This window comes from Streptomyces sp. NPDC047880 (genome assembly GCF_040706515.1).
Classification (GTDB): Bacteria; Actinomycetota; Actinomycetes; order Streptomycetales; family Streptomycetaceae; genus Streptomyces.
Genome location: NZ_JBEZOK010000002.1, coordinates 345,521 through 370,835, shown reverse-complemented (window position 1 = coordinate 370,835; position 25,315 = coordinate 345,521). Strand labels below are relative to the sequence as shown.

At 70.7% G+C, this 25,315-nt stretch carries 20 protein-coding genes; 19 read left to right on the top strand and 1 reads right to left on the bottom strand.

Annotated elements, in window-relative coordinates:
- Window positions 1–3 precede the first annotated feature (3 nt).
- From AB0937_RS05570 to AB0937_RS05505, 14 genes are all read left to right on the top strand, one after another.
- On the top strand, window positions 4–1,962 hold the full coding sequence (locus AB0937_RS05570; protein ID WP_366709644.1) for a penicillin-binding protein 2: 1,959 nt from the start codon (window positions 4–6) through the stop codon (window positions 1,960–1,962).
- A gap of 193 nt (window positions 1,963–2,155) precedes the next feature.
- Window positions 2,156–3,676 carry a UDP-N-acetylmuramoyl-L-alanyl-D-glutamate--2,6-diaminopimelate ligase gene (locus AB0937_RS05565; protein ID WP_366709643.1) on the top strand — a complete coding sequence of 507 codons (1,521 nt, stop codon included), beginning with the start codon at window positions 2,156–2,158 and terminating at the stop codon, window positions 3,674–3,676.
- 28 nt (window positions 3,677–3,704) lie between these two features.
- Entirely contained in the window at window positions 3,705–5,120 is a 1,416-nt protein-coding gene (gene murF, locus AB0937_RS05560) for a UDP-N-acetylmuramoyl-tripeptide--D-alanyl-D-alanine ligase (protein ID WP_366709641.1), read from the top strand.
- Window positions 5,120–6,211: a phospho-N-acetylmuramoyl-pentapeptide-transferase gene (gene mraY / locus AB0937_RS05555; RefSeq protein WP_234845052.1), complete on the top strand. Its 1,092-nt coding sequence runs from the start codon at window positions 5,120–5,122 to the stop codon at window positions 6,209–6,211. The genes murF and mraY overlap by 1 nt, the downstream gene beginning before the upstream one ends.
- Window positions 6,193–7,644: a UDP-N-acetylmuramoyl-L-alanine--D-glutamate ligase gene (gene murD / locus AB0937_RS05550; RefSeq protein ID WP_366709639.1), complete on the top strand. Its 1,452-nt coding sequence runs from the start codon at window positions 6,193–6,195 to the stop codon at window positions 7,642–7,644. Before mraY ends, murD begins: the two co-directional genes overlap by 19 nt.
- Before the next feature lie 135 nt (window positions 7,645–7,779).
- Window positions 7,780–9,144: a putative lipid II flippase FtsW gene (gene ftsW / locus AB0937_RS05545; protein ID WP_366709637.1), complete on the top strand. Its 1,365-nt coding sequence runs from the start codon at window positions 7,780–7,782 to the stop codon at window positions 9,142–9,144.
- Between the two features lie 6 nt (window positions 9,145–9,150).
- Window positions 9,151–10,248: an undecaprenyldiphospho-muramoylpentapeptide beta-N-acetylglucosaminyltransferase gene (gene murG, locus AB0937_RS05540; protein WP_366709636.1), complete on the top strand. Its 1,098-nt coding sequence runs from the start codon at window positions 9,151–9,153 to the stop codon at window positions 10,246–10,248.
- A 25-nt stretch (window positions 10,249–10,273) separates the two neighbouring features.
- Window positions 10,274–11,068, top strand: a complete 795-nt coding sequence (locus tag AB0937_RS05535; protein ID WP_366709634.1) for an FtsQ-type POTRA domain-containing protein — start codon at window positions 10,274–10,276, stop codon at window positions 11,066–11,068.
- A gap of 288 nt (window positions 11,069–11,356) precedes the next feature.
- The gene (gene ftsZ / locus AB0937_RS05530) at window positions 11,357–12,550 is read left to right on the top strand and encodes a cell division protein FtsZ (protein WP_030848227.1); all 1,194 of its coding nucleotides are present in this window, start codon (window positions 11,357–11,359) and stop codon (window positions 12,548–12,550) included.
- A 10-nt stretch (window positions 12,551–12,560) separates the two neighbouring features.
- Window positions 12,561–13,292 (top strand): peptidoglycan editing factor PgeF, encoded by a 732-nt coding sequence (pgeF, locus tag AB0937_RS05525; RefSeq protein WP_366709633.1) that lies wholly within the window; start codon window positions 12,561–12,563, stop codon window positions 13,290–13,292.
- Between the two features lie 6 nt (window positions 13,293–13,298).
- Window positions 13,299–14,018, top strand: a complete 720-nt coding sequence (locus tag AB0937_RS05520; protein ID WP_366709632.1) for a YggS family pyridoxal phosphate-dependent enzyme — start codon at window positions 13,299–13,301, stop codon at window positions 14,016–14,018.
- Between the two features lie 129 nt (window positions 14,019–14,147).
- A complete protein-coding gene (sepF, locus tag AB0937_RS05515) occupies window positions 14,148–14,789 on the top strand; it encodes a cell division protein SepF (protein ID WP_366709630.1) in 642 nt (213 codons plus the stop codon).
- A gap of 59 nt (window positions 14,790–14,848) precedes the next feature.
- Window positions 14,849–15,133: a YggT family protein gene (locus AB0937_RS05510; RefSeq protein WP_030248691.1), complete on the top strand. Its 285-nt coding sequence runs from the start codon at window positions 14,849–14,851 to the stop codon at window positions 15,131–15,133.
- Window positions 15,134–15,189: 56 nt separating this feature from the next.
- The gene (locus AB0937_RS05505) at window positions 15,190–16,311 is read left to right on the top strand and encodes a DivIVA domain-containing protein (protein WP_366709628.1); all 1,122 of its coding nucleotides are present in this window, start codon (window positions 15,190–15,192) and stop codon (window positions 16,309–16,311) included.
- Window positions 16,312–16,497: 186 nt separating this feature from the next.
- On the opposite strand, the gene ileS is transcribed toward AB0937_RS05505, so the two are convergent.
- The gene (gene ileS, locus AB0937_RS05500; RefSeq protein WP_366709627.1) at window positions 16,498–19,641 is read right to left on the bottom strand and encodes an isoleucine--tRNA ligase; all 3,144 of its coding nucleotides are present in this window, start codon (window positions 19,639–19,641) and stop codon (window positions 16,498–16,500) included.
- A 611-nt stretch (window positions 19,642–20,252) separates the two neighbouring features.
- On the opposite strand from ileS, the gene AB0937_RS05495 reads away from it, so the two are divergent.
- The 5 genes from AB0937_RS05495 to AB0937_RS05475 all read left to right on the top strand — a co-directional run bounded on the left by AB0937_RS05495 (window position 20,253) and on the right by AB0937_RS05475 (window position 25,128).
- Window positions 20,253–21,236: a TraR/DksA family transcriptional regulator gene (locus AB0937_RS05495; RefSeq protein WP_366709625.1), complete on the top strand. Its 984-nt coding sequence runs from the start codon at window positions 20,253–20,255 to the stop codon at window positions 21,234–21,236.
- Between the two features lie 89 nt (window positions 21,237–21,325).
- Window positions 21,326–21,994, top strand: coding sequence for a signal peptidase II (gene lspA / locus AB0937_RS05490; protein ID WP_366709623.1), 669 nt, complete (start codon window positions 21,326–21,328; stop codon window positions 21,992–21,994).
- A 43-nt stretch (window positions 21,995–22,037) separates the two neighbouring features.
- Window positions 22,038–22,982, top strand: a complete 945-nt coding sequence (locus tag AB0937_RS05485; RefSeq protein WP_366709622.1) for an RluA family pseudouridine synthase — start codon at window positions 22,038–22,040, stop codon at window positions 22,980–22,982.
- Window positions 22,979–23,446 (top strand): GNAT family N-acetyltransferase, encoded by a 468-nt coding sequence (locus AB0937_RS05480; protein ID WP_366709621.1) that lies wholly within the window; start codon window positions 22,979–22,981, stop codon window positions 23,444–23,446. The genes AB0937_RS05485 and AB0937_RS05480 overlap by 4 nt, the downstream gene beginning before the upstream one ends.
- Before the next feature lie 95 nt (window positions 23,447–23,541).
- Entirely contained in the window at window positions 23,542–25,128 is a 1,587-nt protein-coding gene (locus tag AB0937_RS05475; RefSeq protein WP_366709619.1) for a Na+/H+ antiporter, read from the top strand.
- Window positions 25,129–25,315: the final 187 nt, after the last annotated feature.

The following is a 25,315-nucleotide window of genomic DNA, read 5'->3' as shown; positions in this document are numbered from 1 at the left end:
GAAGTGTCCGACAGGCAACCGCCGCGTCGCCGTGTGCCCGGCCCCGCCAGGCCGGTCCGTCCGGACGCCCGGCGCCGCCCCGGCCCCGGTGCCCGTCCGGCCCGGCGTCCGGGGCAGGCCCGCCCGGCGGCGCCCAAGCCGCTGCGGCTCGGCAGCCCCCGCCCTCGTCTGCGCCTGGTCGGACTCGCGCTGACCCTGGTGCTGACCGCCTTCGTCGTGCGGCTGTTCCAGGTGCAGGCCGTCGACGCGAGCACCTACGCCGCCAAGGCCGAGCAGAACCGGTACGTCGGGCAGGTGCTGGCCGCGGACCGGGGCGAGATCACCGACCGCTCCGGGGTGGCGCTCGCGACCAGCGAGGACGCCTACGACATCACCGCCGACCCCACGATGTTCGCCCCGAAGATGCTGAAGATCGGCGACGGACCCGAGCAGGCGGCCGCACTCCTCGCGCCGATCCTCGGCCAGGAGCAGGAGGACCTGGTCAGGAAGCTGCGGCCGAAGAACACAGCCCTGCGCTACGTCAAACTGGCCTCCCGCCAGACCCCGCAGGTCTGGAAGCAGATCAAGGACCTCAAGTCGGCGCTCGCCACGAAGGCGGAGACGGACAAGTCCACGCCCAACGTGCTCTCGGGCGTCTTCTCCGTCGCCACCAGCAAGCGCGTGTACCCGGGCGGCGACCTCGCCGCCGGGATACTGGGCTGGGTCAACGGCGAGGGCAAGCCCGGCGGCGGCATCGAGCTGCAGCTGGACAAGCAGCTCGCCGGCAAGGACGGCAAGATCCGCTACGCCCAGTCCGGCGGCCGCCTCGTGCCCACCGCGGGCTCCACCGAGACACCCGCCGTGCCCGGCAGCGACGTCGAGCTCACCATCGACCGCGACATCCAGTGGGCGGCCCAGAACGCCATCGGCGAGCAGGTGAAGAAGTCGGCGGCCGACCGTGGCTACGTCATCGTCCAGGACACTCGCACCGGACAGGTCCTGGCCATGGCGAACTCGCCCGGCTTCGACCCGAACGACCTGTCCGACGCCGACCCGGCCGCCCTCGGCAACGCCGCCCTCCAGGACGCCTTCGAGCCCGGCTCCACCGCCAAGGTCATGTCGATGGCCGCCGTCCTCCAGCAGAACGTCGCCACCCCCGGGACCCACGTGGTCGTGCCCAACCGGCTGCACCGCGGCGACCGGCTGTTCAAGGACGACATCGACCACCCGACCTGGTACCTCACGCTCAACGGCGTCCTCGCCAAGTCCAGCAACATCGGCACCATCCTCGCCACCGGACAGCTCGGCAAGACCCAGGCCCGGGCCAACAAGGTCCTCTACGACTACCTGCGCAAGTTCGGCCTCGGCAGCTACACCGGGCTCGGCTTCCCCGGCGAGACCAAGGGCATCCTGGCTCCGCCCGACAAGTGGTCGACCTCGCAGCAGTACACGATCCCTTTCGGCCAGGGCGTCTCCATCAACGCCATGCAGGCGGCCTCCGTGTACTCGACCATCGCCAACGGCGGCGTGCGGATCGAACCCACCCTCGTGCGCGGCACCCGAGGCCCCGACGGACGGTTCACACCCGCCCCGAAGCCCGAGAAGACCCGGGTCGTCAGTGACAGGACGGCGAAGACCCTCGCCCACATGCTGGAGTCCGTGGTGGACGACGAGGAGGGCACCGGCACCAAGGCGCGCATCCCCGGCTACCGCGTCGCGGGCAAGACCGGCACCGCCAACCGCGTGGATCCGGCCACCGGCAAGTACCACGGCTACACCTCGTCGTTCGCCGGGTTCGCGCCCGCCGACAAGCCCCGCGTCACCGTCTACTGCGCCATCCAGAACGCCACCCAGGGCAGCTACTTCGGCGGGCAGATCTGCGGCCCCGTGTACAAGAAGGTCATGGAGTTCGCACTGAAGTCCCTCCAGGTCCCCCCGACCGGCGCCAAGGCCGCGAAGCTGCCCGTCTCCTTCCAGCAGTGACCAGGGCCGACCCGCCCTGATCAGCACTCAGCCCCACCGACCCACCAGGACCGCCTCCGTGACAACGATCACCCCCGAGCCCGGCAACCAGAGCAGCCCCGGCCCCTCACTTCGCCCGGAGGCGGGTGCGCCCGGTACGCTCACCGCCGTGCCACACGCTGATCAGTCCCAAATCACCCAGAAGGGCCATCCCGTGACATACCCCGGGCCGCCCAGGCCGGCGCACGTCTCCGCCACACCCCTCGCGGAACTCGCCGATCAGCTGGGTGCTTCCACGCCGGAGAGCGACGCCGAGGTCACGGGCATCACCCACGACTCGCGCGCCGTGCGCCCCGGCGACCTGTACGCCGCCCTCCCGGGAGCCCGGCTGCACGGTGCCGACTTCGTCAACCAGGCCGCGGGCCTCGGTGCCGCCGCCGTGCTGACCGACCCGACCGGCGCCGAGCGCGCCGCCGCGTCCGGGCTGCCGGTCCTGGTCGTCGACGACCCGCGCGCGCAGATGGGCGAGCTGGCCGCCACGATCTACGGCCACCCCGGCCGGGACCTGCTCCAGATCGGCATCACCGGTACCTCCGGCAAGACCACCACGGCCTACCTCGTCGAGGGCGGCCTGAAGACGGTTCGGTCCACCGGCTTGATCGGCACGGTCGAGATGCGCATCGGCGACGAGCGCATCAAGTCCGAGCGCACCACCCCCGAAGCCACCGACCTCCAGGCCCTGTTCGCCGTCATGCGCGAACGCGGTGTGGACGCGGTCGCCATGGAGGTCTCCAGCCACGCCCTGGTCCTCGGCCGGGTCGACGGCTGCGTCTTCGACATCGGCGTCTTCACCAACCTCAGCCCGGAGCACATGGAGTTCCACTCCGGCATGGAGGACTACTTCCAGGCGAAGGCGCAGTTGTTCACCCCGAACCGGGGCAAGCTCGGCGTGGTCAACGTCGACGACGAGTACGGCCGCAGGCTGGCGAAGGAAGCCACCGTCCCGGTCGTCACCTACTCCGCCGAGGGCCACCCCGACGCCGACTGGCGCGCCGAGGACGTCCAGGTCGGCCGGCTGGACTCGACGTTCACCGTTGTCGGCCCCAAGGGCGAGCGGATCGCCGCCAGGTCGCCGCTGCCGGGCCCGTTCAACGTGGCCAACACCCTCGCCGCGATCGTCGCCCTCGCCGTCGCCGGGCTCGACCCGCAGGCGGCCGCCGACGGCGTCGCCGCCGTCCCGGGTGTGCCGGGCCGCCTGGAGCGCGTGGACGCCGGGCAGCCCTACCTCGCGGTCGTCGACTACGCCCACAAGACCGACGCCGTCGAGTCCGTGCTGCGCGCCCTGCGCAAGGTCACCGAGGGCAAGCTGCACATCGTCCTCGGCTGCGGCGGCGACCGGGACAGGACCAAGCGCGAACCCATGGGCGCCGCGGCGGCCCGGCTCGCCGACACCGCCACACTGACCTCCGACAACCCCCGCGGTGAGGACCCCCTCGCGATCCTCGCCACGATGCTCCAGGGCGCGGCGTCCGTGCCCGCGCACGAGCGCGGCGAGGTGCAGGTCTTCGAGGACCGGGCCGCCGCGATCGCCGCCGCCGTCGCCCGCGCCGAACCCGGCGACACCGTGCTGGTCGCGGGCAAGGGCCACGAGCAGGGCCAGGACATCGCCGGTGTGGTCCGTCCCTTCGACGACCGCCAGGTGCTCCGCGAAGCCATCCAGAAGACCCAGGGATGAAAATCCAGAAGACCCAGGGGATGAACTTGTGATCGCCCTCTCCCTCGCCGAGATCGCAGAAGTCGTCGGCGGGCAGACGCACGACATACCGGATCCGTCCGTCCAGGTCACCGGCCCGGTGGTACGGGACTCCCGAGAAGCGGGGCCGGGCAGTCTGTTCGTGGCCTTCGCCGGCGAACGCGTGGACGGCCACGACTTCGCGGCGGCGGTCGTCGAGGCGGGCGCGGTGGCCGTGCTCGGCACCCGGCCCGTCGGCGTCCCCGCGATCGTCGTGGACGACGTCCAGACCGCCCTCGGCGCCCTCGCCCGGCACGTCGTGGCCCGCCTCGGCGCCACGCTCGTCGCCCTCACCGGCTCGGCGGGCAAGACCAGCACCAAGGACCTCATCGCGCAGGTGCTGCAGCGCAAGGCGCCGACGGTGTTCACGCCCGGCTCGCTCAACAACGAGATCGGGCTGCCGCTGACCGCGCTCAGCGCCACCGAGGAGACGAGGTTCCTCGTCCTGGAGATGGGTGCCCGCGGCATCGGGCACATCCGCTACCTCACCGGCCTGACGCCCCCGAAGGTCGGTCTCGTCCTCAACGTCGGCAGCGCCCACATCGGCGAGTTCGGCGGCCGCGAGCAGATCGCCCAGGCGAAGGGCGAACTCGTCGAGGCCCTGCCGTCCGAGGCCGAGGGCGGCACCGCGATCCTCAACGCCGACGACCCCTATGTACGGGCCATGGCCTCCCGTACGAAGGCGAAGGTGCTCTTTTTCGGAGAGTCCGGCGAAGCGGACGTTCGCGCCGAGAACGTGCGACTCACGGACACCGGACAGCCTTCGTTCAGGCTTCACACACCCTCCGGTGCAAGCGATGTGACCATGCGCCTGTACGGTGAGCACCACGTGTCGAACGCGCTCGCCGCGGCCGCCGTCGCCCACGAGTTGGGCATGTCCGCTGACGAGATCGCCGTCGCGCTCTCCGAGGCGGGCTCCCTCTCCCGCTGGCGGATGGAGGTCACCGAGCGCCCGGACGGCGTGACGGTCGTCAACGACGCCTACAACGCGAACCCCGAGTCGATGAAGGCCGCGCTGCGCGCGCTCGTGGCCATCGGAAAGGGGCGTCGTACGTGGGCGGTGCTCGGCAAGATGGCCGAGCTCGGGGACGAGGCTCTCGCCGAGCACGACGCGGTCGGGCGGCTCGCCGTCCGGCTCAACGTCAGCAAGCTCGTCGCGGTCGGTGGCAGGGAAGCCGCCTGGCTGCAACTGGGCGCATATAACGAGGGTTCGTGGGGTGAGGAGTCGGTGCACGTGTCCGACGCACAGGCGGCGGTCGACCTGTTGCGCAGCGAGCTGCGCCCGGGGGACGTCGTGCTCGTGAAGGCGTCCCGTTCGGTCGGGCTGGAGAGCGTGGCGCAGGCGCTCATCGAGACCGGTGCCGAGGGTGAGGTTTCCGCCCGATGATGAAGCAGATCCTGTTCGCAGGAGTCATTGGCCTCTTCCTCACGCTGGTCGGCACCCCGCTGCTGATCAAGCTGCTCGCCCGCAAGGGCTACGGCCAGTACATCCGCGACGACGGCCCGCGCGAGCACGCCAGCAAGCGCGGTACGCCGACCATGGGCGGTATCGCCTTCATCCTGGCCACGGTCGCCGCGTACTTCCTGGCCAAGGTGATCACGGGCTATCTGGACCCGGACGTCGACGCGGCGCCGACCTTCTCGGGCCTGCTGGTGCTCGGCCTGATGGTCGGCATGGGCCTGGTCGGCTTCCTCGACGACTACATCAAGATCGTCAAACGGCGTTCGCTCGGTCTGCGCGCCAAGGCGAAGATGGCCGGCCAGCTGATCGTCGGCGTCAGCTTCGCGGTGCTGTCGCTGCAGTTCGCGGACAACCGCGGCAACACCCCGGCCTCCACCAAGCTGTCGTTCATCACGGACTTCGGCTGGACGATCGGCCCCGTGCTGTTCGTGGTCTGGGCGCTGTTCATGATCCTCGCCATGTCGAACGGCGTGAACCTGACCGACGGTCTGGACGGTCTGGCCACCGGCGCCTCGGTGCTAGTCTTCGGCGCCTACACCTTCATCGGTGTCTGGCAGTTCCAGGAGTCCTGCGCCAACGCGCAGACGCTGACCAACCCGGGCGCCTGTTACGAGGTGCGGGATCCCCTCGACCTCGCGGTGGTCGCCTCCGCGCTGATGGGCGCCTGCCTCGGCTTCCTGTGGTGGAACACCTCGCCGGCCAAGATCTTCATGGGTGACACCGGTTCGCTCGCGCTCGGTGGTGTGCTCGCCGGCCTCGCGATCTGCTCGCGCACCGAACTGCTGATGGCCATCCTCGGCGGCCTCTTCGTCCTGATCACCATGTCCGTGGTGATCCAGGTCGGCTCGTTCCGCCTCACCGGCAAGCGCGTCTTCCGGATGGCGCCGCTCCAGCACCACTTCGAACTCAAGGGCTGGTCCGAAGTGCTCGTCGTGGTCCGCTTCTGGATCATCCAGGGCATTTGTGTCATCGTCGGACTCGGCCTCTTCTACGCAGGATGGGCAGCGGACAAGTGACCACCTCGGAGCCCTTCGACTTCCAGGGCAAGCACGTCACCGTCGCGGGACTCGGCGTCTCCGGCGTCCCGGCCGCCAAGGTGCTGCACGGCCTCGGCGCACTCGTCACCGTCGTCAACGACGGTGCCGACGAGCGCGCGCGGGCACAGGCGGCCGACCTGGAGGCGCTCGGCGTCACCGTGCGCCTCGGCGACGGCGAGACGCTGCCGGAGGGCACCGAGCTGATCGTCACCGCGCCCGGCTGGCAGCCGGACAAGCCGCTGTTCGCGGCGGCGGAGCGGGCGGGCGTCCCGGTCTGGGGCGACGTCGAACTGGCCTGGCGCCTGCGCGGCCCCGACGCCGCCGACTGGCTCGCCGTCACCGGCACCAACGGCAAGACCACCACCGTCCAGATGCTGGCGTCGATCCTGACGGCGGCGGGCCTGCGCACGGCCGCCGTCGGCAACATCGGCGTCTCCCTGCTGGACGCGGTCCTCGGCGAGGAGCAGTACGACGTCCTGGCCGTGGAGCTCTCCAGCTACCAGCTGCACTGGGCGCCCTCCCTGCGCGCCCACTCGGCCGCGGTGCTCAACCTCGCCCCGGACCACCTCGACTGGCACGGCTCCATGGAGGCGTACGCCGCCGACAAGGGCCGCATCTACGAGGGCAACCGCGTCGCCTGCGTCTACAACGTGGACGCCACCGACAAGCCGTCCACCGAGGACCTGGTCCGCGAGGCCGACGTCGAGGAGGGCTGCCGTGCCGTCGGCTTCACCCTCGGCACCCCGGCGCCGTCCCAACTCGGCGTCGTCGAGGGCATCCTGGTGGACCGCGCCTTCGTCGAGAACCGGCAGAAGAACGCCCAGGAGCTCGCCGAGGTCGCCGACGTCAACCCGCCGGCCCCGCACAACATCGCCAACGCCCTCGCCGCGGCGGCCCTCGCCCGCGCCTACGGCGTGCCCGCCAGGGCCGTACGGGACGGCCTGCGGGCCTTCACCCCGGACGCGCACCGCATCGCCCACGTCGCGGACGTGGACGGGGTCGCGTACGTCGACGACTCCAAGGCCACCAACACGCATGCGGCACAAGCCTCGTTGGCGGCCTACGACCCGATCGTGTGGATCGCGGGCGGGCTCGCGAAGGGCGCGACCTTCGACGAACTGGTCGCCAAGTCGGCGAAGCGCCTGCGGGGCGCCGTGCTGATCGGCGCGGACCGCGCCCTCATCCGGGAAGCCCTGGCGCGACACGCCCCGCAGGTACCGGTCGTCGACCTCGACCGGACCGACACTGGGGCGATGCGCGCGGCCGTCCAGGAGGCGCGGAAACTCGCTCAGCCGGGCGACACGGTGCTGCTGGCTCCGGCCTGTGCCTCCATGGACATGTTCGCCAACTACAACAAGCGCGGGGACGCCTTCGCGGACGCCGTCCGTGAACTCGGCTCCGCCGACGGCTGACCCGGGTCCGCCTCGCCCGGCGGCGGTGCCGGGCGTACCTGGGAGGGACGCGTGACACGGATGTGGCTGGTGCCCGAGCGGCGTGGGGGCGTGCACCGCGCGACGTCCCCCTCCGGCACGGCAGGGTGAGCGGCGATGCCCACCAGCCGCACCGGACGGCCGCCGACCCCCCGTGCCCCCAGGCGCCCCGCCGCGCCACGGCTCGCGCGTGAGAACGGCGTCCTGAGCCTCTACATCCGCGCCCGCAAGGGCTGGGACCGGCCGCTGACCGCGTACTACCTGATCCTCGGCGGCAGTCTGCTGATCACCGTGCTGGGCCTGGTGATGGTCTACTCGGCCTCCCAGATCACCGCGCTGCAGATGTCGCTGCCGGGTTCGTACTTCTTCCGCAAGCAGTTGCTCGCGGCGGGCATCGGCACCGGTCTGCTGTTCGCGGCCTCACGGATGCCGGTACGGCTCCACCGGGCGCTCGCCTACCCCATCCTCGCGGGCGCCGTCTTCCTCATGGCTCTCGTGCAGGTCCCGGGGATAGGGATGTCGGTCAACGGCAACCAGAACTGGATCTCCCTGGGCGGCTCCTTCCAGATCCAGCCCAGCGAGTTCGGCAAGCTCGCCCTGGTGCTGTGGGGCGCCGACCTGCTCGCCCGCAAGCGGGACAGGAAGCTGCTCAACCAGTGGAAGCACATGCTGGTGCCGCTGGTCCCGGCCGCCTTCATGCTGCTCGGCCTGATCATGATCGGCGGCGACATGGGCACCGCGATCATCCTCACGGCCATCCTGTTCGGCCTGCTCTGGCTGGCCGGGGCCCCCACGCGTCTGTTCGCCGGGGTGCTGTCGATCGCGGCCGTCCTCGGCCTGATCCTCATCAAGACCAGCCCCAACCGCATGGCCCGCCTCCAGTGCCTGGGCGCCACCGAACCCCAGTCGGGGCCCGTCGACTGCTGGCAGGCCGTGCACGGGATCTACGCTCTCGCCTCCGGCGGAATCTTCGGCTCCGGGCTGGGTGCCAGTGTGGAGAAATGGGGCCAACTCCCCGAAGCCCACACCGACTTCATCTTCGCCGTCACCGGTGAGGAATTGGGCCTGGCGGGGACGCTGTCGGTACTCGCCCTCTTCGCGGCTCTAGGCTATGCGGGTATCCGCGTGGCCGGACGCACGGAGGACCCCTTCGTCAGGTATGCCGCGGGAGGCGTGACCACCTGGATCACGGCCCAGGCCGTGATCAACATCGGTGCGGTGCTCGGTCTGCTGCCGATCGCCGGCGTCCCCCTCCCGCTGTTCTCCTACGGGGGATCCGCCCTGCTGCCGACCATGTTCGCCATCGGGCTGCTGATCGCCTTCGCGCGTCAGGACCCCGCTGCGCGGATGGCGCTTGCGATGCGGCAACCCCGCTTTGGTAGAAAGCGGGGGGCGAGGGGCACCGGTTCCGGCCGGAGTCCCCGGAGATGGAACACGATGCGACGGCGTGCCTCGGTGGCACGCTCGTCCGGAGAGCGGTGAATTTCGGTGCATGTCGTACTCGCCGGCGGAGGAACCGCGGGCCACATCGAGCCCGCGCTCGCCCTCGCGGACGCCCTGCGCAGGCAGGACCCGAGCGTGGGCATCACGGCCCTGGGCACGGAGCGCGGCCTCGAGACCCGGCTCGTACCCGAGCGCGGATACGAACTCGCGCTGATCCCCGCCGTTCCGCTGCCGCGCAAGCCCACCCCCGAGCTGATCACCGTCCCGGGCCGGCTGCGCGGCACGATCAAGGCGACCGAGCAGATCCTGGAGCGCACCAGAGCGGACGCCGTGGTCGGCTTCGGCGGCTACGTGGCCCTGCCCGGCTACCTCGCTGCCAAGCGTCTGGGCGTGCCGATCGTGATCCACGAGGCCAACGCCCGCCCGGGTCTGGCCAACAAGATCGGCTCGCGGTACGCCAGCCAGGTCGCCGTCTCCACGCCCGACAGCAAGCTGCGGGGTGCCCGCTACATCGGCATCCCGCTGCGCCGCTCCATCGCGACCCTGGACCGGGCCGCCGTACGCCCCGAGGCCCGGGCCGCGTTCGGCCTCGACCCGAACCTGCCCACGCTGCTGGTCACCGGCGGCTCCCAGGGCGCCCGGCGCCTGAACGAGGTCGTCCAGCAAGTCGCGCCCTGGCTCCAGCAGGCGGGAATCCAGATCCTGCACGCGGTCGGCCCGAAGAACGAACTGCCGCAGGTCCACCAGATGCCGGGAATGCCACCCTATGTACCGGTAAGTTACCTGGACCGGATGGACCTCGCGTACGCCGCGGCCGACATGATGCTCTGCCGTGCGGGCGCGATGACCGTCGCCGAACTCTCCGCCGTGGGGCTCCCGGCCGCCTACGTCCCGCTGCCCATCGGCAACGGCGAACAGCGGCTCAACGCCCAGCCGGTGGTCAAGGCCGGCGGCGGACTGCTGGTCGACGACGCGGAGCTGACTCCCGAGTGGGTCCAGCACAACGTCCTGCCCGTGCTCGCCGACCCGCACCGGCTGTACCAGATGTCCCGCGCCGCTGCCGAGTTCGGCCGCCGGGACGCCGACGACCTGCTCGTCGGAATGGTGTACGAGGCGATCGCCGCCAGTCGTGCACACCGATAGGACTGTATGACGGAAGGCAGGGAGCGTGGCCGGATCGACCACCGCCGAGCGCGGTGAACGCCAGCAGGAGTCGTCCGGCCCGCCGCCCCGTCTGCGGTCGCGACGCGCCCGGCTGCGCGCACTCGTCCTCCTGGGCCTCGCCCTGGTCTTCCTCGGCATCCCGACGGTCTGGCTGTTCTACGGCTCCGACTGGCTGCGCGCCGAGCGGGTCTCCGTCTCCGGTACCCGCGTCCTGACGCCGGCTCAGGTCGAAGCGGAGGCCGAGGTTCCGCTGGGGAAGCCGCTGATTTCCGTCGACACCGATGCGATCGAGGCACGACTGCGCCGGAAATTGCCCCGAATTGACTCGGTTGACGTGGTCCGTTCCTGGCCCCACGGAATCGACCTGAAAGTGGTTGAGCGGACTCCGGTTCTGATTGTCCAAAAGGGCGGAAAGTTCGTCGAAGTGGACGATGAAGGTGTCCGCTTCGCCACGGTTTCCGAGGCCCCGAAAGGCGTCCCCGCGCTGGAATTGACGCTCTCCCGGTCCGGCTCCGCCGCCGCGAGCCTGCGCCGCTTCGGCGAGGCGCGGCTGGTGCGCGAGGCCGTCGGCGTCGCCCGCAAGGTTCCGGCCGCCGTCGCGCGCGAGACACGGACCGTCAAGGTCCGTTCCTATGACGACATCTCGCTGGAGCTGAGGGGCGGCCGCACGGTCGCCTGGGGGAGCAGCGAGAAGGGCGCCGCGAAGGCCCGTTCTCTCACCGCCCTGATGAAAGCAACGCCCGATGCGGGGTACTTCGACGTGAGTGTGCCCACCGCCCCGGCGTCATCCGGGAGTTGACGCACATCAGCGCAGGCCAGCACCCTGGTTGGGCAGTGCTACGGCTGATCACATAGGGTGAAAAGAAAAACGGGAGGTTCGGCGTGTTCGTTGAACGTGCGCCACTTGTCGACTTAGTGTCCTGTTCAGAAGACTCCAAGGAACGGACACACTGGTAACCCTAAACTTCAGGGTTAGGGTTCGGGTCGGCGATATGAACCGTCCCATTCGGCATCAGTCGTCGGGTCACGGGGCGCAGGGCGTCACGATGATTCGGCGACACGTAACTCGAGGCGAGAGGCCTTCGACGTGGCAGCACCGCAGAACTACCTCGCAGTCATCAAAGTCATCGGTGTCGGCGGCGGTGGTGTCAATGCCATCAACCGGATGATCGAGGTCGGTCTCAAGGGCGTCGAGTTCATCGCCATCAACACCGACGCGCAAGCCCTGTTGATGAGCGACGCCGACGTCAAGCTCGACGTCGGCCGTGAACTCACCCGCGGACTCGGCGCCGGAGCCAACCCGGCCGTCGGCCGCAAGGCCGCCGAGGACCACCGCGAGGAGATCGAGGAGGTCCTCAAGGGGGCCGACATGGTCTTCGTGACAGCCGGAGAAGGCGGCGGCACCGGCACCGGCGGCGCGCCCGTCGTGGCCAACATCGCACGCTCGCTCGGCGCCCTCACCATCGGTGTGGTCACGCGCCCGTTCACCTTCGAGGGGCGGCGCCGCGCGAACCAGGCCGAGGACGGCATCGCCGAACTCCGCGAAGAGGTCGACACCCTCATCGTCATCCCGAACGACCGGCTGCTGTCCATCTCGGACCGCCAGGTCTCGGTGCTCGACGCCTTCAAGTCGGCCGACCAGGTCCTGCTCTCCGGTGTCCAGGGCATCACCGACCTCATCACCACCCCGGGCCTCATCAACCTCGACTTCGCCGACGTCAAGTCGGTCATGTCCGAGGCCGGCTCGGCCCTGATGGGCATCGGCTCGGCGCGCGGCGACGACCGCGCGGTGGCCGCCGCCGAGATGGCGATCTCCTCGCCGCTCCTCGAGGCGTCCATCGACGGCGCCCGCGGTGTCCTGCTCTCCATCTCCGGCGGTTCCGACCTCGGCCTGTTCGAGATCAACGAGGCCGCCCAGCTGGTCAGCGAGGCCGCCCACCCCGAGGCCAACATCATCTTCGGCGCGGTGATCGACGACGCCCTCGGCGACGAGGTGCGGGTCACCGTGATCGCGGCCGGCTTCGACGGCGGCCAGCCGCCCGCCAAGCGGGACAACGTCCTCGGCTCGTCCTCGGCCAAGCGCGAGGAGCCGGCTCCGGTCCGGCAGGCCGAGAGCCGCCCGTCCTTCGGTTCGCTCGGCAGCGTGACCCCGAAGGAGGACCCGGAGCCCGCGCCCGAGCCGGTCAAGGACATCCCGGTCGCGCCGCCGGTCCCGCCGGCGCCGCGGACCTACTCGGACAGCGCGGCCGAGGAACTGGACGTACCGGACTTCCTCAAGTGATCCTTCAGTCGTGATAGGACAGCGCGAAAGCGCGAGCGGCGCGCACTTCGGCTTCACCGACCGGTGGGGCGGGGTGAGCGCCGCTCCGTATGAGGAGCTCAACCTCGGGGGAGCGGTCGGCGACGATCCCGAGGCCGTGCGCACCAACCGGGACCTGGCCGCCAAGTCCCTCGGTCTCGAAACGGACCGGGTCGTCTGGATGAACCAGGTGCACGGGGCCGGCGTGGCGGTGGTGGACGGGCCGTGGGGATCTTCGGCCCCGGTCCCGTCGGTCGACGCGATCGTCACCACGCGCCGGGGGCTCGCCCTCGCCGTGCTCACCGCCGACTGCGTGCCGGTGCTGCTCGCCGACCCCGTCGCCGGGATCGCCGCCGCGGCCCACGCGGGCCGCCCGGGCATGATCGCCGGGGTCGTCCCGGCCGCGGTGCGCGCGATGACGGAACTGGGCGCCGAGCCCTCCCGGATCGTCGCCCGCACCGGGCCCACCGTCTGCGGCCGGTGCTACGAAGTGCCCGAGGCGATGCGCGCCGAGGTGTCCGCCGTCGAGCCGGTGGCGTACGCCGAGACGAGTTGGGGCACACCGGCGGTCGACGTGAGCGCCGGAGTGCACGCCCAGCTGGAACGGCTCGGGGTGCGCGACCGGGAGCAGTCGCCGGTGTGCACGCTGGAGTCGCGCGATCACTTCTCGTACCGCCGCGACCGCACCACCGGTCGGCTCGCGGGTTATGTGTGGCTGGACTGATAGGGCATGACGGACCGTAAGGACGAACTCGCCGCGAATCTGGCGAAGGTGGAACGGCGTATCGCCGACGCGTGCGCGGCCGCGGGGCGGGCACGCGACGAGGTGACCCTGATCGTGGTCACCAAGACCTATCCCGCGAGTGACGTGCGGATCCTCGCGGAACTCGGCGTGCGGCACGTCGCCGAGAACCGCGACCAGGACGCGGCTCCCAAGGCCGAGGCATGCTCGGATCTGCCCCTCACCTGGCACTTCGTGGGTCAACTTCAGACCAACAAGGTGCGTTCGGTGGCCGGTTACGCGGATTTCGTGCAGTCCGTCGATCGTTCCAAGCTCGTCACAGCTTTGTCGAAGGAGGCCGTCCGGACCGGACGCGAACTGGGATGCCTCCTCCAGGTCGCGCTCGACGCCGGTGAGAGTGCCCGGGGCGAGCGGGGCGGAGTCGCGCCCGACGGGATCGCGGCGCTGGCCGATCTCGTGGCCGGGTCGCCGGGGCTCCGGCTCGCCGGGCTGATGACCGTCGCGCCGCTCACCGGCGAGTACGCCGGACGCGAACTGGCTGCCTTCGAGCGGCTGATGGTTTTGTCGACCGACCTGCGCCGGAGTCACCGGGCTGCCACCATGGTCTCGGCAGGGATGAGTGCGGACCTCGAACAGGCCGTGACGGCCGGAGCGACACATGTGCGCGTCGGCAGCGCGGTACTCGGAGTCCGCCCCAGGCTCGGGTAACGTCGCCAAGAAGTCGGACCACAGCAGAAAATATGGTCATTGCCGCCGATAGGCGGATTCAAGGACCACGTGGATCGCGGGCACTTGGCAGTCGTCAGCCGATCCACCACAGAGCGGAGGACTCAGAGCATGGCCGGCGCGATGCGCAAGATGGCGGTCTACCTCGGCCTCGTGGAGGACGATGGGTACGACGGCCGCGGATTCGACCCCGACGACGACTTCGAACCCGAACTGGACCCCGAGCCCGAGCGGGACCACCGACGGCACGAGCCGTCCCACCAGCCGCACGTCTCACATCAGCCCCAAAGGGACGAAGAGGTGCGAGTCGTACAGCCATCCGCGCCTCGCGAACCGGCCCCCCGCTCCGCTTCGCTACCCGCGGAATCCAACCGCCCGGCGCGCATCGCGCCCGTGGCATCCATCACACAAGAACGCGCAAGTCTGGAGAAGAACGCACCGGTGATCATGCCCAAGGTCGTGTCCGAACGAGAGCCTTACCGGATCACCACGCTTCACCCACGGACCTACAACGAGGCCCGTACCATCGGGGAACACTTCCGTGAAGGCACCCCGGTGATCATGAATCTGACTGAGATGGACGACACAGATGCGAAGCGACTTGTCGACTTTGCGGCCGGTTTGGTGTTTGGTCTTCACGGCAGTATCGAGCGGGTGACGCAGAAGGTGTTCCTGTTGTCGCCTGCTAACGTCGATGTCACGGCGGAGGACAAGGCCCGCATCGCAGAGGGCGGGTTCTTCAACCAGAGCTGAGACGCACCACCGGAACAGCAGTACCGAGCAGGGCACAGGGGAGAGGGAAGCAAGAGGTCATGAGCGTGGTTTTGGATGTCGTCTACATCGCGCTGATGTGCTTCCTCATCGTGCTCATCTTCCGACTGGTCATGGACTATGTCTTCCAGTTCGCCCGCTCATGGCAACCCGGCAAGGCGATGGTGGTCGTTCTTGAGGCCACCTACACTGTCACCGATCCACCGCTCAAGCTTCTGCGGCGGGTCATTCCGCCGCTGCGTCTCGGGGGCGTGGCGCTAGACCTGTCCTTCTTCGTACTGATGATCATCGTCTACATCCTGATCTCGATCGTGAGCCGGCTGTGATGAGCGATGTGACCTACCGTCTTGCCGAATGCCGACGACTACGTTGAGGTGAAGAGATGCCGTTGACCCCCGAGGACGTGCGGAACAAGCAGTTCACGACCGTCCGCCTCCGAGAAGGCTATGACGAGGACGAGGTCGATGCCTTCCTCGACGAGGTCGAAGCCGAACTGACCCGCCTGCTCCGTGAGAACGAGGACTTGCGCGCCAAACTGGCCGCGGCCACGCGCGCTGCTGCGCAGAACCAGCAGAACATGCGCAAGCCTCCGGAGCCGCAGCAGGATCAGCAGCAACAGCAGCAGGGCATGCGTGGTCCCGGCGGTCCTGTCCCCGCCGGCATATCGGGCCCGCCGCAGCAGCAGATGGGTGGCCCCATGGGTGGTCCGCCCCAGCTGCCGAGCGGTGCCCCGCAGCTGCCCGCCGGTCCCGGCGGTCAGGGTGGACCCCAGGGTCCCGGCCCCATGGGCCAGGGTCCGGGTCCGATGGGCCAGCCCCCGATGCAGCAGCAGATGGGCGGCCCCATGGGCGGCCCCGGCCCGATGGGCGGCCCGATGGGCGGCCCCGGTCAGGGAGGCCCCGGTGGCGACAGCGCCGCCCGTGTCCTCTCGCTGGCCCAGCAGACCGCCGACCAGGCGATCGCCGAGGCCCGTTCCGAGGCCAACAAGATCGTCGGCGAGGCGCGTTCGCGTGCCGAGGGTCTTGAGCGTGACGCCCGTGCCAAGGCCGACGCCCTGGAGCGGGACGCGCAGGAGAAGCACCGCGTCGCGATGGGCTCCCTGGAGTCCGCCCGCGCCACGCTGGAGCGCAAGGTCGAGGACCTGCGCGGCTTCGAGCGCGAGTACCGCACGCGCCTGAAGTCGTACCTGGAGTCGCAGCTGCGCCAGCTGGAGACGCAGGCCGACGACTCGCTGGCCCCGCCGCGCACTCCGGCGACCGCGTCCCTCCCGCCGTCCCCGGCGCCTTCCATGGCTCCGGCCGGCGCGAGCGCCCCGTCCTACGGCGGCGGCAACCAGACGATGGGCGGCGCCCCCTCGCAGTCCGCTCCGTCCTACGGCGGTCAGCAGCAGATGTCGCCGGCGATGACCCAGCCGATGGCTCCGGTGCGGCCGCAGGGCCCGTCCCCGATGGGTCAGGCGCCCTCGCCGATGCGGGGCTTCCTGATCGACGAGGATGACAACTGACGGCCTGATGGCCAGTAGTACGGCATAGACGTCGGCAGCGTTCAGGGCGAGGCCCCGGGTTCCCACCCGGGGCCTCGCCCTTTCGCGCTGTGTCGTGCCACGAGTGTTCGTGCGTACGCAACGCCGAAGGCCCGGTCCCGCCAAGATCTTTGGCGGGACCGGGCCTTCGGACCGTACGGGCCGGGGTTACACCTTGCGGAGGCGGAACGTCAGGGACAGGCCCTCGTCGGTGAAGGGCTCGCCGTAGGTGTCGTCCGCCTCGCCCTGGGCGAAGTCGCTGCCTAGCACCTCGTCTGCGATCAGGCCGGCGTGGTCGGTCAGGGCCTCGACCGTCGCCTGGTCCGTGGCCGCCCAGCGCAGTGCGATGCGGTCGGCCACGTCGAGGCCGCTGTTCTTGCGGGCCTCCTGGATCAGGCGGATCGCGTCACGGGCCAGGCCCGCCCGGCGCAGCTCCTCGGTGATCTCCAGGTCCAGGGCGACCGTGGCGCCCGCGTCGGAGGCCACCGACCAGCCCTCGCGGGGGGTCTCCGTGATGATCACCTCGTCGGGGGCGAGCGTGATGGTCTCGCCGTCGACCTCGACCGACGCCGTACCCTCGCGCAGGGCCAGGGACAGGGCGGCCGCGTCCGCGTTCGCGACGGCCTTGGCCACGTCCTGCACCCGCTTGCCGAACCGCTTGCCCAGCGCGCGGAAGTTGGCCTTCGCCGTGGTGTCGACCAGGCTGCCGCCGACCTCGCTCAGCGTCGCCAGGGACTCGACGTTCAGCTCCTCCGTGATCTGCGTGCGCAGTTCGGAGTCCAGAGCGTCGAAACCGGTCGCCGCGATCAGCGCGCGGGACAGCGGCTGACGCGTCTTGACGCCCGACTCCGCGCGCGTGGCCCGGCCCAGCTCCACCAGGCGGCGCACCAGCACCATCTGCTTCGACAGCTCCGGGTCGATGGCACCGAGGTCCGCCTTCGGCCAGGACGAGAGGTGGACCGACTCGGGAGCGCCCGGGGTGACCGGGACGATCAGGTCCTGCCACACCCGCTCGGTGATGAACGGGGTCAGCGGGGCCATCAGCTGCGTGACCGTCTCGACGACCTCGTGCAGCGTGCGCAGGGCCGCCTTGTCGCCCTGCCAGAAGCGGCGACGGGAGCGGCGCACGTACCAGTTGGACAGATCGTCGACGAACGCGGAGAGCAGCTTGCCGGCGCGCTGGGTGTCGTAGGCGTCCAGTGCCTGGGTCACCTGGTCGGTGAGCGCGTGCAGCTCGGACAGCAGCCAGCGGTCCAGGACCGGGCGATCGGCCGGGGCCGGGTCGGCCCCGGACGGGGCCCAGTTCGAGGTACGGGCGTAGAGCGCCTGGAAAGCGACCGTGTTCCAGTACGTCAGGAGCGTCTTGCGGACGACCTCCTGGATCGTGCCGTGGCCCACGCGGCGGGCCGCCCAGGGGGAACCGCCGGCCGCCATGAACCAGCGGACCGCGTCGGCGCCGTGCCGGTCCATGAGCGGGATCGGGTCCAGGGTGTTGCCCAGGTGCTTGGACATCTTGCGGCCGTCCTCGGCGAGGATGTGCCCGAGACAGACCACGTTCTCGTACGAGGACTTGTCGAAGACGAGCGTGCCGACCGCCATCAGCGTGTAGAACCAGCCGCGGGTCTGGTCGATGGCCTCGCAGATGAACTGCGCCGGGTAACGGGCCTCGAACAGCTCCTTGTTCTTGTACGGGTAGCCCCACTGCGCGAACGGCATCGAACCCGAGTCGTACCAGGCGTCGATCACCTCGGGCACGCGCGTGGCCGTCTTGCCGCAGCCGCCCTGCGGGCACGCGAAGGTGACCTCGTCGATGAACGGGCGGTGCGGGTCCAGGCCCGACTGGTCCGTGCCGGTCAGCTCGGACAGTTCCGCGAGGGAGCCGGCGCAGGTGAGGTGGTCGTCCTCGCAGCGCCAGATGGGCAGCGGGGTGCCCCAGTAGCGGTTGCGGGACAGCGCCCAGTCGATGTTGTTGTTCAGCCAGTCGCCGTAGCGGCCGTTCTTGACCGTGTCCGGGAACCAGTTGGTGCCCTCGTTCTCCGCGAGGAGGCGGTCCTTGATCTCCGTGGTGCGGATGTACCAGGAGGGCTGCGCGTAGTAGAGGAGCGCGGTGTGGCAGCGCCAGCAGTGCGGGTAGCTGTGCTCGTACGGGATGTGCTTGAAGAGCAGGCCGCGGCCGGCGAGGTCTTCGGTGAGCTCCTCGTCGGCCTTCTTGAAGAAGACGCCGCCGACGAGGGGGACGTCCTCCTCGAAGGTGCCGTCCGGGCGGACCGGGTTCACGACCGGCAGGCCGTAGGAGCGGCAGACCTTGAGGTCGTCCTCACCGAAGGCGGGGGACTGGTGCACCAGACCCGTGCCGTCCTCGGTGGTGACGTACTCGGCGTTGACCACGAAGTGGGCCTCGGCCGGGAACTCCACCAGCTCGAAGGGGCGCTGGTACGTCCAGCGCTCCATCTCGGCGCCGGTGAAGGTCCGGCCGGTGGTCTCCCAGCCCTCGCCGAGGGCCTTGGCGAGAAGCGGCTCGGCGACGACCAGCTTCTCCTCGCCGTTCGTCGCCACGACGTAGGTGACCTCGGGGTGGGCGGCGACGGCGGTGTTGGACACCAGGGTCCACGGGGTCGTCGTCCACACCAGCAGGGCGGCCTCGCCGGCGAGCGGGCCGGAGGTGAGGGGGAAGCGGACGAAGACCGAGGGGTCGACGACCGTCTCGTAGCCCTGTGCCAGCTCGTGGTCGGACAGGCCCGTGCCGCAGCGGGGGCACCAGGGGGCGACGCGGTGGTCCTGGACCAGCAGGCCCTTGGTGAAGATCTCCTTCAGCGACCACCAGACCGACTCGATGTACTCGGGGTCCATCGTGCGGTACGGGTCCTGGAGGTCGGTCCAGTAGCCCATGCGGGTCGTGAGCGCCTCGAAGGCGTCCGTGTGCCGGGTCACCGACTCGCGGCACTTCGCGTTGAACTCGGCGATGCCGTACGCCTCGATGTCTTGCTTGCCGGAGAAGCCGAGCTCCTTCTCGACGGCGAGCTCGACCGGGAGGCCGTGGCAGTCCCAGCCGGCCTTGCGGGCGACGTGGTAGCCGCGCATGGTGCGGAAGCGGGGGAAGACGTCCTTGAAGACGCGCGCCTCGATGTGGTGGGCGCCGGGCATGCCGTTGGCGGTGGGCGGGCCCTCGTAGAACACCCACTCGGGGCGGCCCTCGGACTGCTCCAGGCTCTTGGCGAAGATCTTCTGCTCGCGCCAGAAATCGAGCACGGCGTGCTCGAGGGCGGGCAGGTCGACCTGGGCGGGTACCTGGCGGTACGTCGGCGATGTCATCAGCGGGCTTCCTCCGGCGGACTTGCTGCCTTCCGTCCGGAGGGACGAGAGCTACGTCTGCCTGCGCCGCCTTCGGCGCGCTCCCGCGGTACCACCCTCCTTGGCCCTCCGGCACGGGGTGTGCGCCGGCGAGCCCCCTCATTGGGGTCGCGATGCCGGGTCTACCGGCCGTCGCTCACTGGCTCCGGCTTTCTTCCGGCGGCTCCGGGGTGATCTTCACGTCGCGCTCGCCCCCGGGCTTCCACCGTCCCCGGGTCGCTCTGGGCTGCGTACGCCGCTACTCGTCCCCATCCACGCTTTTCGCTCCGCCCAGTGTACGGCGCCGCGCGGGCGGCGGCCGACCGGTTTTCCCGGCCGTCGGGGGTGGGGCCGCGTGGTGGTCGATATGGGTTTCATGACCCGAATAGCACGGTATAGGTGTTCGGATCCTGGGACGTCCGGCTCGGCGGATTACCGGGCGGGGAGCTGGGCACAACGGATGCAGGTTCGCCGCGCGGCGTGCGCGAGGCGGGCGAATCGGGCGGTGTGCCCCGTTGCCGCGGGACTCGAGTCGATTTATCGTCCCAGCACGATGCGCGAGCAAGATCACAATATGTGAAGGGGCCGCGGCCATGGTGGCGAAGAAGACCGCCGTACAGCAGCCGGCGTCCGGCAGGTCCGCGAAGGCCTCCGGCGGCGCTGCGAAGGACGTGGGAGGGAAGAAGTCCGCGCGGGCCTCGGCGGGGCATGCGGCCAAGGCGGGCGAGGGGAAGACGGCCGGGACGAGGGCGCCCGGGAGGAAGACGGCGGCCAAGACGGCGGTGGCCGGGGAGACGGGTGGCGGGAGGGCCGCCGGTGGGGCGGCGGGTAAGAAGACCGCCGGGAAGAAGGCCTCGGGTGGGAAGGCCGCCGGCGGGACTGCGGAGGGCAGGGCGGTAGAGGCGAAGGCGGCCGGGAAGAAGCCCGCCGCCAAGAAGGCCCCGGCCGGGAAGGGCGCCGGAGGCAGGAGCACCACCACGAAGAGCGCTGCCGGGAAGGGCACTGCCCGGACCGGCGCGGTCACACAGGACACGGCCGCGACCAGCACGGCCAAAAAGGCGGGTGCGGCCCAGGCCGCGCAGCAGACGGGAGCGACGACGGTGGGTGCGAAGAAGACTCCTGGCCCGGCCACGGCGGCGAAGACCGCCGTTCCGAAGGCACGGGTCGCCGCGGCGGAGCCCGGCGAGCTCGCGGTCCGTCCCGGTGAGGACCCCTGGACGGCGGAGGAGGTCGAAGAGGCGCGGTCCGAGCTGACGTCCGAGGAGACCCGGCTGCGTGAGGAGATCACGTCGTCGGAGCGGTCCCTCGCGGGCCTGATGCGGGACTCCGGGGACGGCGCGGGCGACGACCAGGCGGACACCGGCACCAAGAACATCACCCGCGAGCACGAGCTGGCCCTGGCCGCCAACGCGCGCGAGATGCTCCTGCAGACCGAGCGCGCACTGGACCGCCTGCACGCGGGTACCTACGGCCTGTGCGAGAACTGCGGCAACCCCATCGGCAAGGCCCGCATGCAGGCCTTCCCCCGGGCCACGCTCTGCGTGGAGTGCAAGCAGAAGCAGGAGCGCCGGTACTGACCGGCCGCCGAATGCCTCCTGAACACGTGGGACGCGCAGGCCGTGCCGTACCCTCGTCCTCAGTCAGGCACCTAGGTTGAGGGACTCACGTGGCAGAGGCGGAGCGCATCATCGGTACGCCGGACACACCGGACGCGGCCGGGAGCGGCAAAGAGCGGCCCGACGCCGAGGGCTCCCCGGCCGGGGAGCCCGGCACCGACCCTGCAGCCCCGCCGGCCCCGGCGGGAGCGCCCGGTGCCGGCGAGCCGGATGCCACCGCCGGGCGGCCCCGCGGCAGGCGCCGGATCGCCGTGCTGTTCGCCGTCGCCGCGTTCGCCTACGTCCTCGACCTGGTCAGCAAGCTGATCGTGGTCGCCAAGCTGGAGCACCACCCGCCCATCGAGATCATCGGGGACTGGCTGAAGTTCGAGGCGATCCGCAACGCGGGCGCGGCCTTCGGCTTCGGCGAGGCCTTCACGGTGATCTTCACCATGATCGCGGCGGCGGTGATCGTGGTGATCGCCCGCCTCGCCCGCAAGCTGTACAGCCTGCCCTGGGCGATCGCGCTCGGCCTGCTGCTCGGCGGTGCGCTCGGCAACCTCACCGACCGGATCTTCCGGGCCCCGGGCGTCTTCGAGGGCGCGGTCGTGGACTTCATCGCGCCCAAGCACTTCGCCGTCTTCAACCTCGCCGACTCGGCGATCGTGTGCGGCGGCATCCTGATCGTGCTGCTCTCCTTCCGGGGCCTCGACCCGGACGGGACCGTCCACAAGGACTGAGCGCGCGTACGGACCCGTCGTAACCGTCCGGCATACTCGACGGGTGAGCACGCTTCCCGAGATCCGTACCCTGCCCGTGCCCGACGGCCTGGAGGGCGAGCGCGTCGACGCCGCCATCTCCCGCATGTTCGGCTTCTCCCGCACCAAGGCGGCCGAGCTCGCCGCCGCGGGGAAGGTCACGGTCGACGGGTCGGTGGTCGGCAAGTCGGAGCGCGTGCACGGCGGCGCCTGGCTGGAGGTCGAGATGCCGCAGGCGCCCGCTCCGGTGCAGGTGGTGGCCGAGCCGGTCGAGGGCATGGAGATCGTGCACGACGACGATGACGTGGTCGTGATCGTCAAGCCCGTCGGCGTGGCCGCGCACCCGTCTCCGGGCTGGACCGGGCCGACCGTCATCGGAGGCCTGGCCGCCGCCGGGTACCGGATCTCCACCTCCGGCGCCGCCGAGCGCCAGGGCATCGTGCACCGGCTCGACGTGGGCACCTCGGGCCTCATGGTGGTCGCCAAGTCGGAGCGCGCCTACACCTCGCTCAAGCGCCAGTTCAAGGAGCGCACGGTCGACAAGCGGTACCACACGCTCGTCCAGGGCCACCCCGACCCGACCAGCGGCACCATCGACGCGCCCATCGGCCGGCACCCCCAGCACGACTACAAGTGGGCCGTCACCGCCGAGGGCAAGCCGTCCGTCACGCACTACGACCTCATCGAGGCGTTCCGCGCGGCGTCCCTGCTCGACGTGAAGCTGGAGACCGGCCGCACACACCAGATCCGCGTCCACATGGCCGCCCACCGGCACCCCTGCGTCGGCGACCTCACCTACGGCGCCGACCCGACGCTCGCCAAGCGCCTCGGCCTGACCCGGCAGTGGCTGCACGCGGTGCGGCTCGGCTTCGAGCACCCCGGGGACGGGCAGTGGGTGGAGTTCTCCTGCGACTACCCGGAGGACCTGCAGAAGGCCCTGGCGCAGGTCCGCGAGGAGACATACGCGTGAGCAGCCCGTACCTGGTGCGGGTCGCCGAGGACCCGGCCGACCGTGAGGCGTGCTTCGCGGTGCGCAAGGAGGTCTTCGTCGTCGAGCAGGGCGTGCCGGAGGACGTGGAGTACGACGAGCACGACGCCGGCGCGGTCCATGTGCTGGCGATCCGGGAGGACGGCCTGCCTCTCGGGGCCGGGCGGCTGCTGCACGGGGAGGCGGCCGTGGCGCGAACCGGCGCCGGCCCGTCCGTGGGCTCCCTCGGCCGGCTCGCCGTGACGGGCTCCGTGCGCGGACTCGGCGTCGGTGCCGCCCTGGTACGGGCCATCGAGGACGCGGCACGCGCGCGGGGGCTCACGGCCGTGGACCTGCACGCACAGACGCACGCGCGGGGCTTCTACGAGCGGCTCGGCTACGAGCCGTACGGGCCCGAGTACTTGGAAGCGGGCGTTCCGCACCAGGGGATGCGGCGTTCGCTTTAGCCCTCCATGGGGGGTGCCGAAACGGTTTGTCCCGGGAGTCGCGTGGCAGGCTTGAGGTCAGTCGTGTGAACATTTGACCTTCCGGAGCGCTGACCGTGGATCAGTTGGCCCTGCTGTTCGTGCTGCTGCTCGGGGCCGTGATCAGTGTGCCCGTGGGGGACCGGTTCGGATTCCCCGCGCCGGTGCTGATGACGCTCCTCGGGATAGTCCTCGCGCTGCTCCCGTTCGTCCCCAACGTCGAGATCCCGCCGGACCTGATCCTCCCGCTGCTCCTGCCGCCCCTGCTGTACGCCGCCGTACGGCGCACGTCCTGGCGGCAGTTCGCGGCGAACCGGCGGCCGATCTTCCTGCTCGCCGTGGCGCTGGTGTTCGTCACCATGGCGTGCGTGGCCGCGGCGGCCGACGCCATCGTGCCGGGGCTGCCGCTCGCGGCGGCGTTCGCGCTGGGCGCGCTGGTGGCGCCGCCGGACCCGGTCGCGGCGACCGCCGTGGCCGGGCAGCTGGGGCTGCCGCGCCGGCTGGTGTCGATCCTGGAGGGCGAAGGGCTGTTCAACGACGTGACGGCCATCGTCCTCTACCACGTGGCGATCGCCGCGGCCGTCAGCGGGACGTTCTCGCCCTGGAAGGCCGGGCTCGATCTGGTGCTGTCGGCCGTGGTGGCGGTGGCCGTGGGCCTCGCGCTGGGCTGGGGCGCGAACAAGCTGATGGAGGTGCTCGGCGACCCGACGCTGCAGATCGGGCTGACCCTGCTGGTGCCGTACGCCTCCTACGTCATGGCCGAGGAACTGCACGGATCCGGTGTGCTCGCCGTGCTCACCACCGCGCTGTTCCTCGCGGAGTACGGCTCGGACGCCGACGACGTCATGACCCGGCTGGCCGGGCACACCTTCTGGAACATCGTCGACACGCTCGTCACCGGCGTCGCCTTCGGGCTGGTCGGGCTGGAGCTGCACAACGCCATCCGCACGGCCTCCGGCCGGTGGGGCGAGCTGCTCTGGTGGGCGGCGGTGGTGGTGGCCGTCGTCGTGCTCGTGCGGCTGCTGTGGCTGCTGCCGGCGACCTGGCTGACCAAGCGGCTGCACGCGCGGCGGGACTACGACGAGGACATCCCGGTGAGCTGGCGCGAGACCGTGGTGATGTGGTGGTCGGGGATGCGCGGGGTGGCCTCGGTCGCCCTGGTGCTGGCGATCCCCCTGGAGACCGACGCCGGGTCGCCTTTCCCCAGTCGGGACGAGATCATCTTCATCGCGTTCGGGGTGATCATGGCGACGCTGGTGCTGCAGGGCCTGACGTTGCCGTGGCTGGTGCGCCGGCTCGGGGTGAAGGCCGACACGGACCAGGAGAGGGAGTTCGCGAAGGCACTCGCGATCCGGGCGGCCAAGGCGGCGAAGCAGCGGCTGCGGGAGATCGAGGGGGACGAGGAACTGCCGGAGGAGCTGTCCGAGCAGATGCTGCGGCGGGCCTACGACATCGGCGTGCGGATCAGCCCCGAACTCGCGGAGGACGAGCGCCGGGAGGTGTACCGGGAAGGGGCGCGCCGGGTGAAGCGGGTGCGGCGGATCCAGCAGGAGATGCTGAGTGCGGCGCGGCACGAGGTGCTGGCGGCACGCAGTGAGCCGGGCGCCGACCCCGAGGTGGTGGACCGGGTCCTGCGGCACCTCGACGTGCGCAGCCTGCGCTGAGCCGGCGGCCGGAGCTTCGGCTTGATCACGGCGGCGGCCCGGAAGTTGTCGGATGGACGGTGGGCGGCCGTGGCTGTCGGTCCGACTGCGGCCGGCCAGGGCTGTTGATGCGACGGCGGGCGGCCCCGGCCAGGGCTGTTGATGCGACGGCGGGCGGCCCCGGCCAGGGCTGTTGATGCGACGGCGG

Excerpts from the sequence above, each read along its gene's own strand:
- mraY (WP_234845052.1), top strand. The coding sequence starts at position 5,120 with ATGAAGCAGATCCTGTTCGCAGGAGTCATTGGCCTCTTCCTCACGCTG.
- murD (WP_366709639.1), top strand. The coding sequence starts at position 6,193 with ATGGGCAGCGGACAAGTGACCACCTCGGAGCCCTTCGACTTCCAGGGC.
- AB0937_RS05495 (WP_366709625.1), top strand. The coding sequence starts at position 20,253 with ATGGTGGCGAAGAAGACCGCCGTACAGCAGCCGGCGTCCGGCAGGTCC.
- ileS (WP_366709627.1), bottom strand. The coding sequence starts at position 19,641 with ATGACATCGCCGACGTACCGCCAGGTACCCGCCCAGGTCGACCTGCCC.
- AB0937_RS05520 (WP_366709632.1), top strand. The coding sequence starts at position 13,299 with ATGACGGACCGTAAGGACGAACTCGCCGCGAATCTGGCGAAGGTGGAA.
- AB0937_RS05505 (WP_366709628.1), top strand. The coding sequence starts at position 15,190 with ATGCCGTTGACCCCCGAGGACGTGCGGAACAAGCAGTTCACGACCGTC.
- ftsW (WP_366709637.1), top strand. The coding sequence starts at position 7,780 with ATGCCCACCAGCCGCACCGGACGGCCGCCGACCCCCCGTGCCCCCAGG.
- AB0937_RS05510 (WP_030248691.1), top strand. The coding sequence starts at position 14,849 with ATGAGCGTGGTTTTGGATGTCGTCTACATCGCGCTGATGTGCTTCCTC.
- sepF (WP_366709630.1), top strand. The coding sequence starts at position 14,148 with ATGGCCGGCGCGATGCGCAAGATGGCGGTCTACCTCGGCCTCGTGGAG.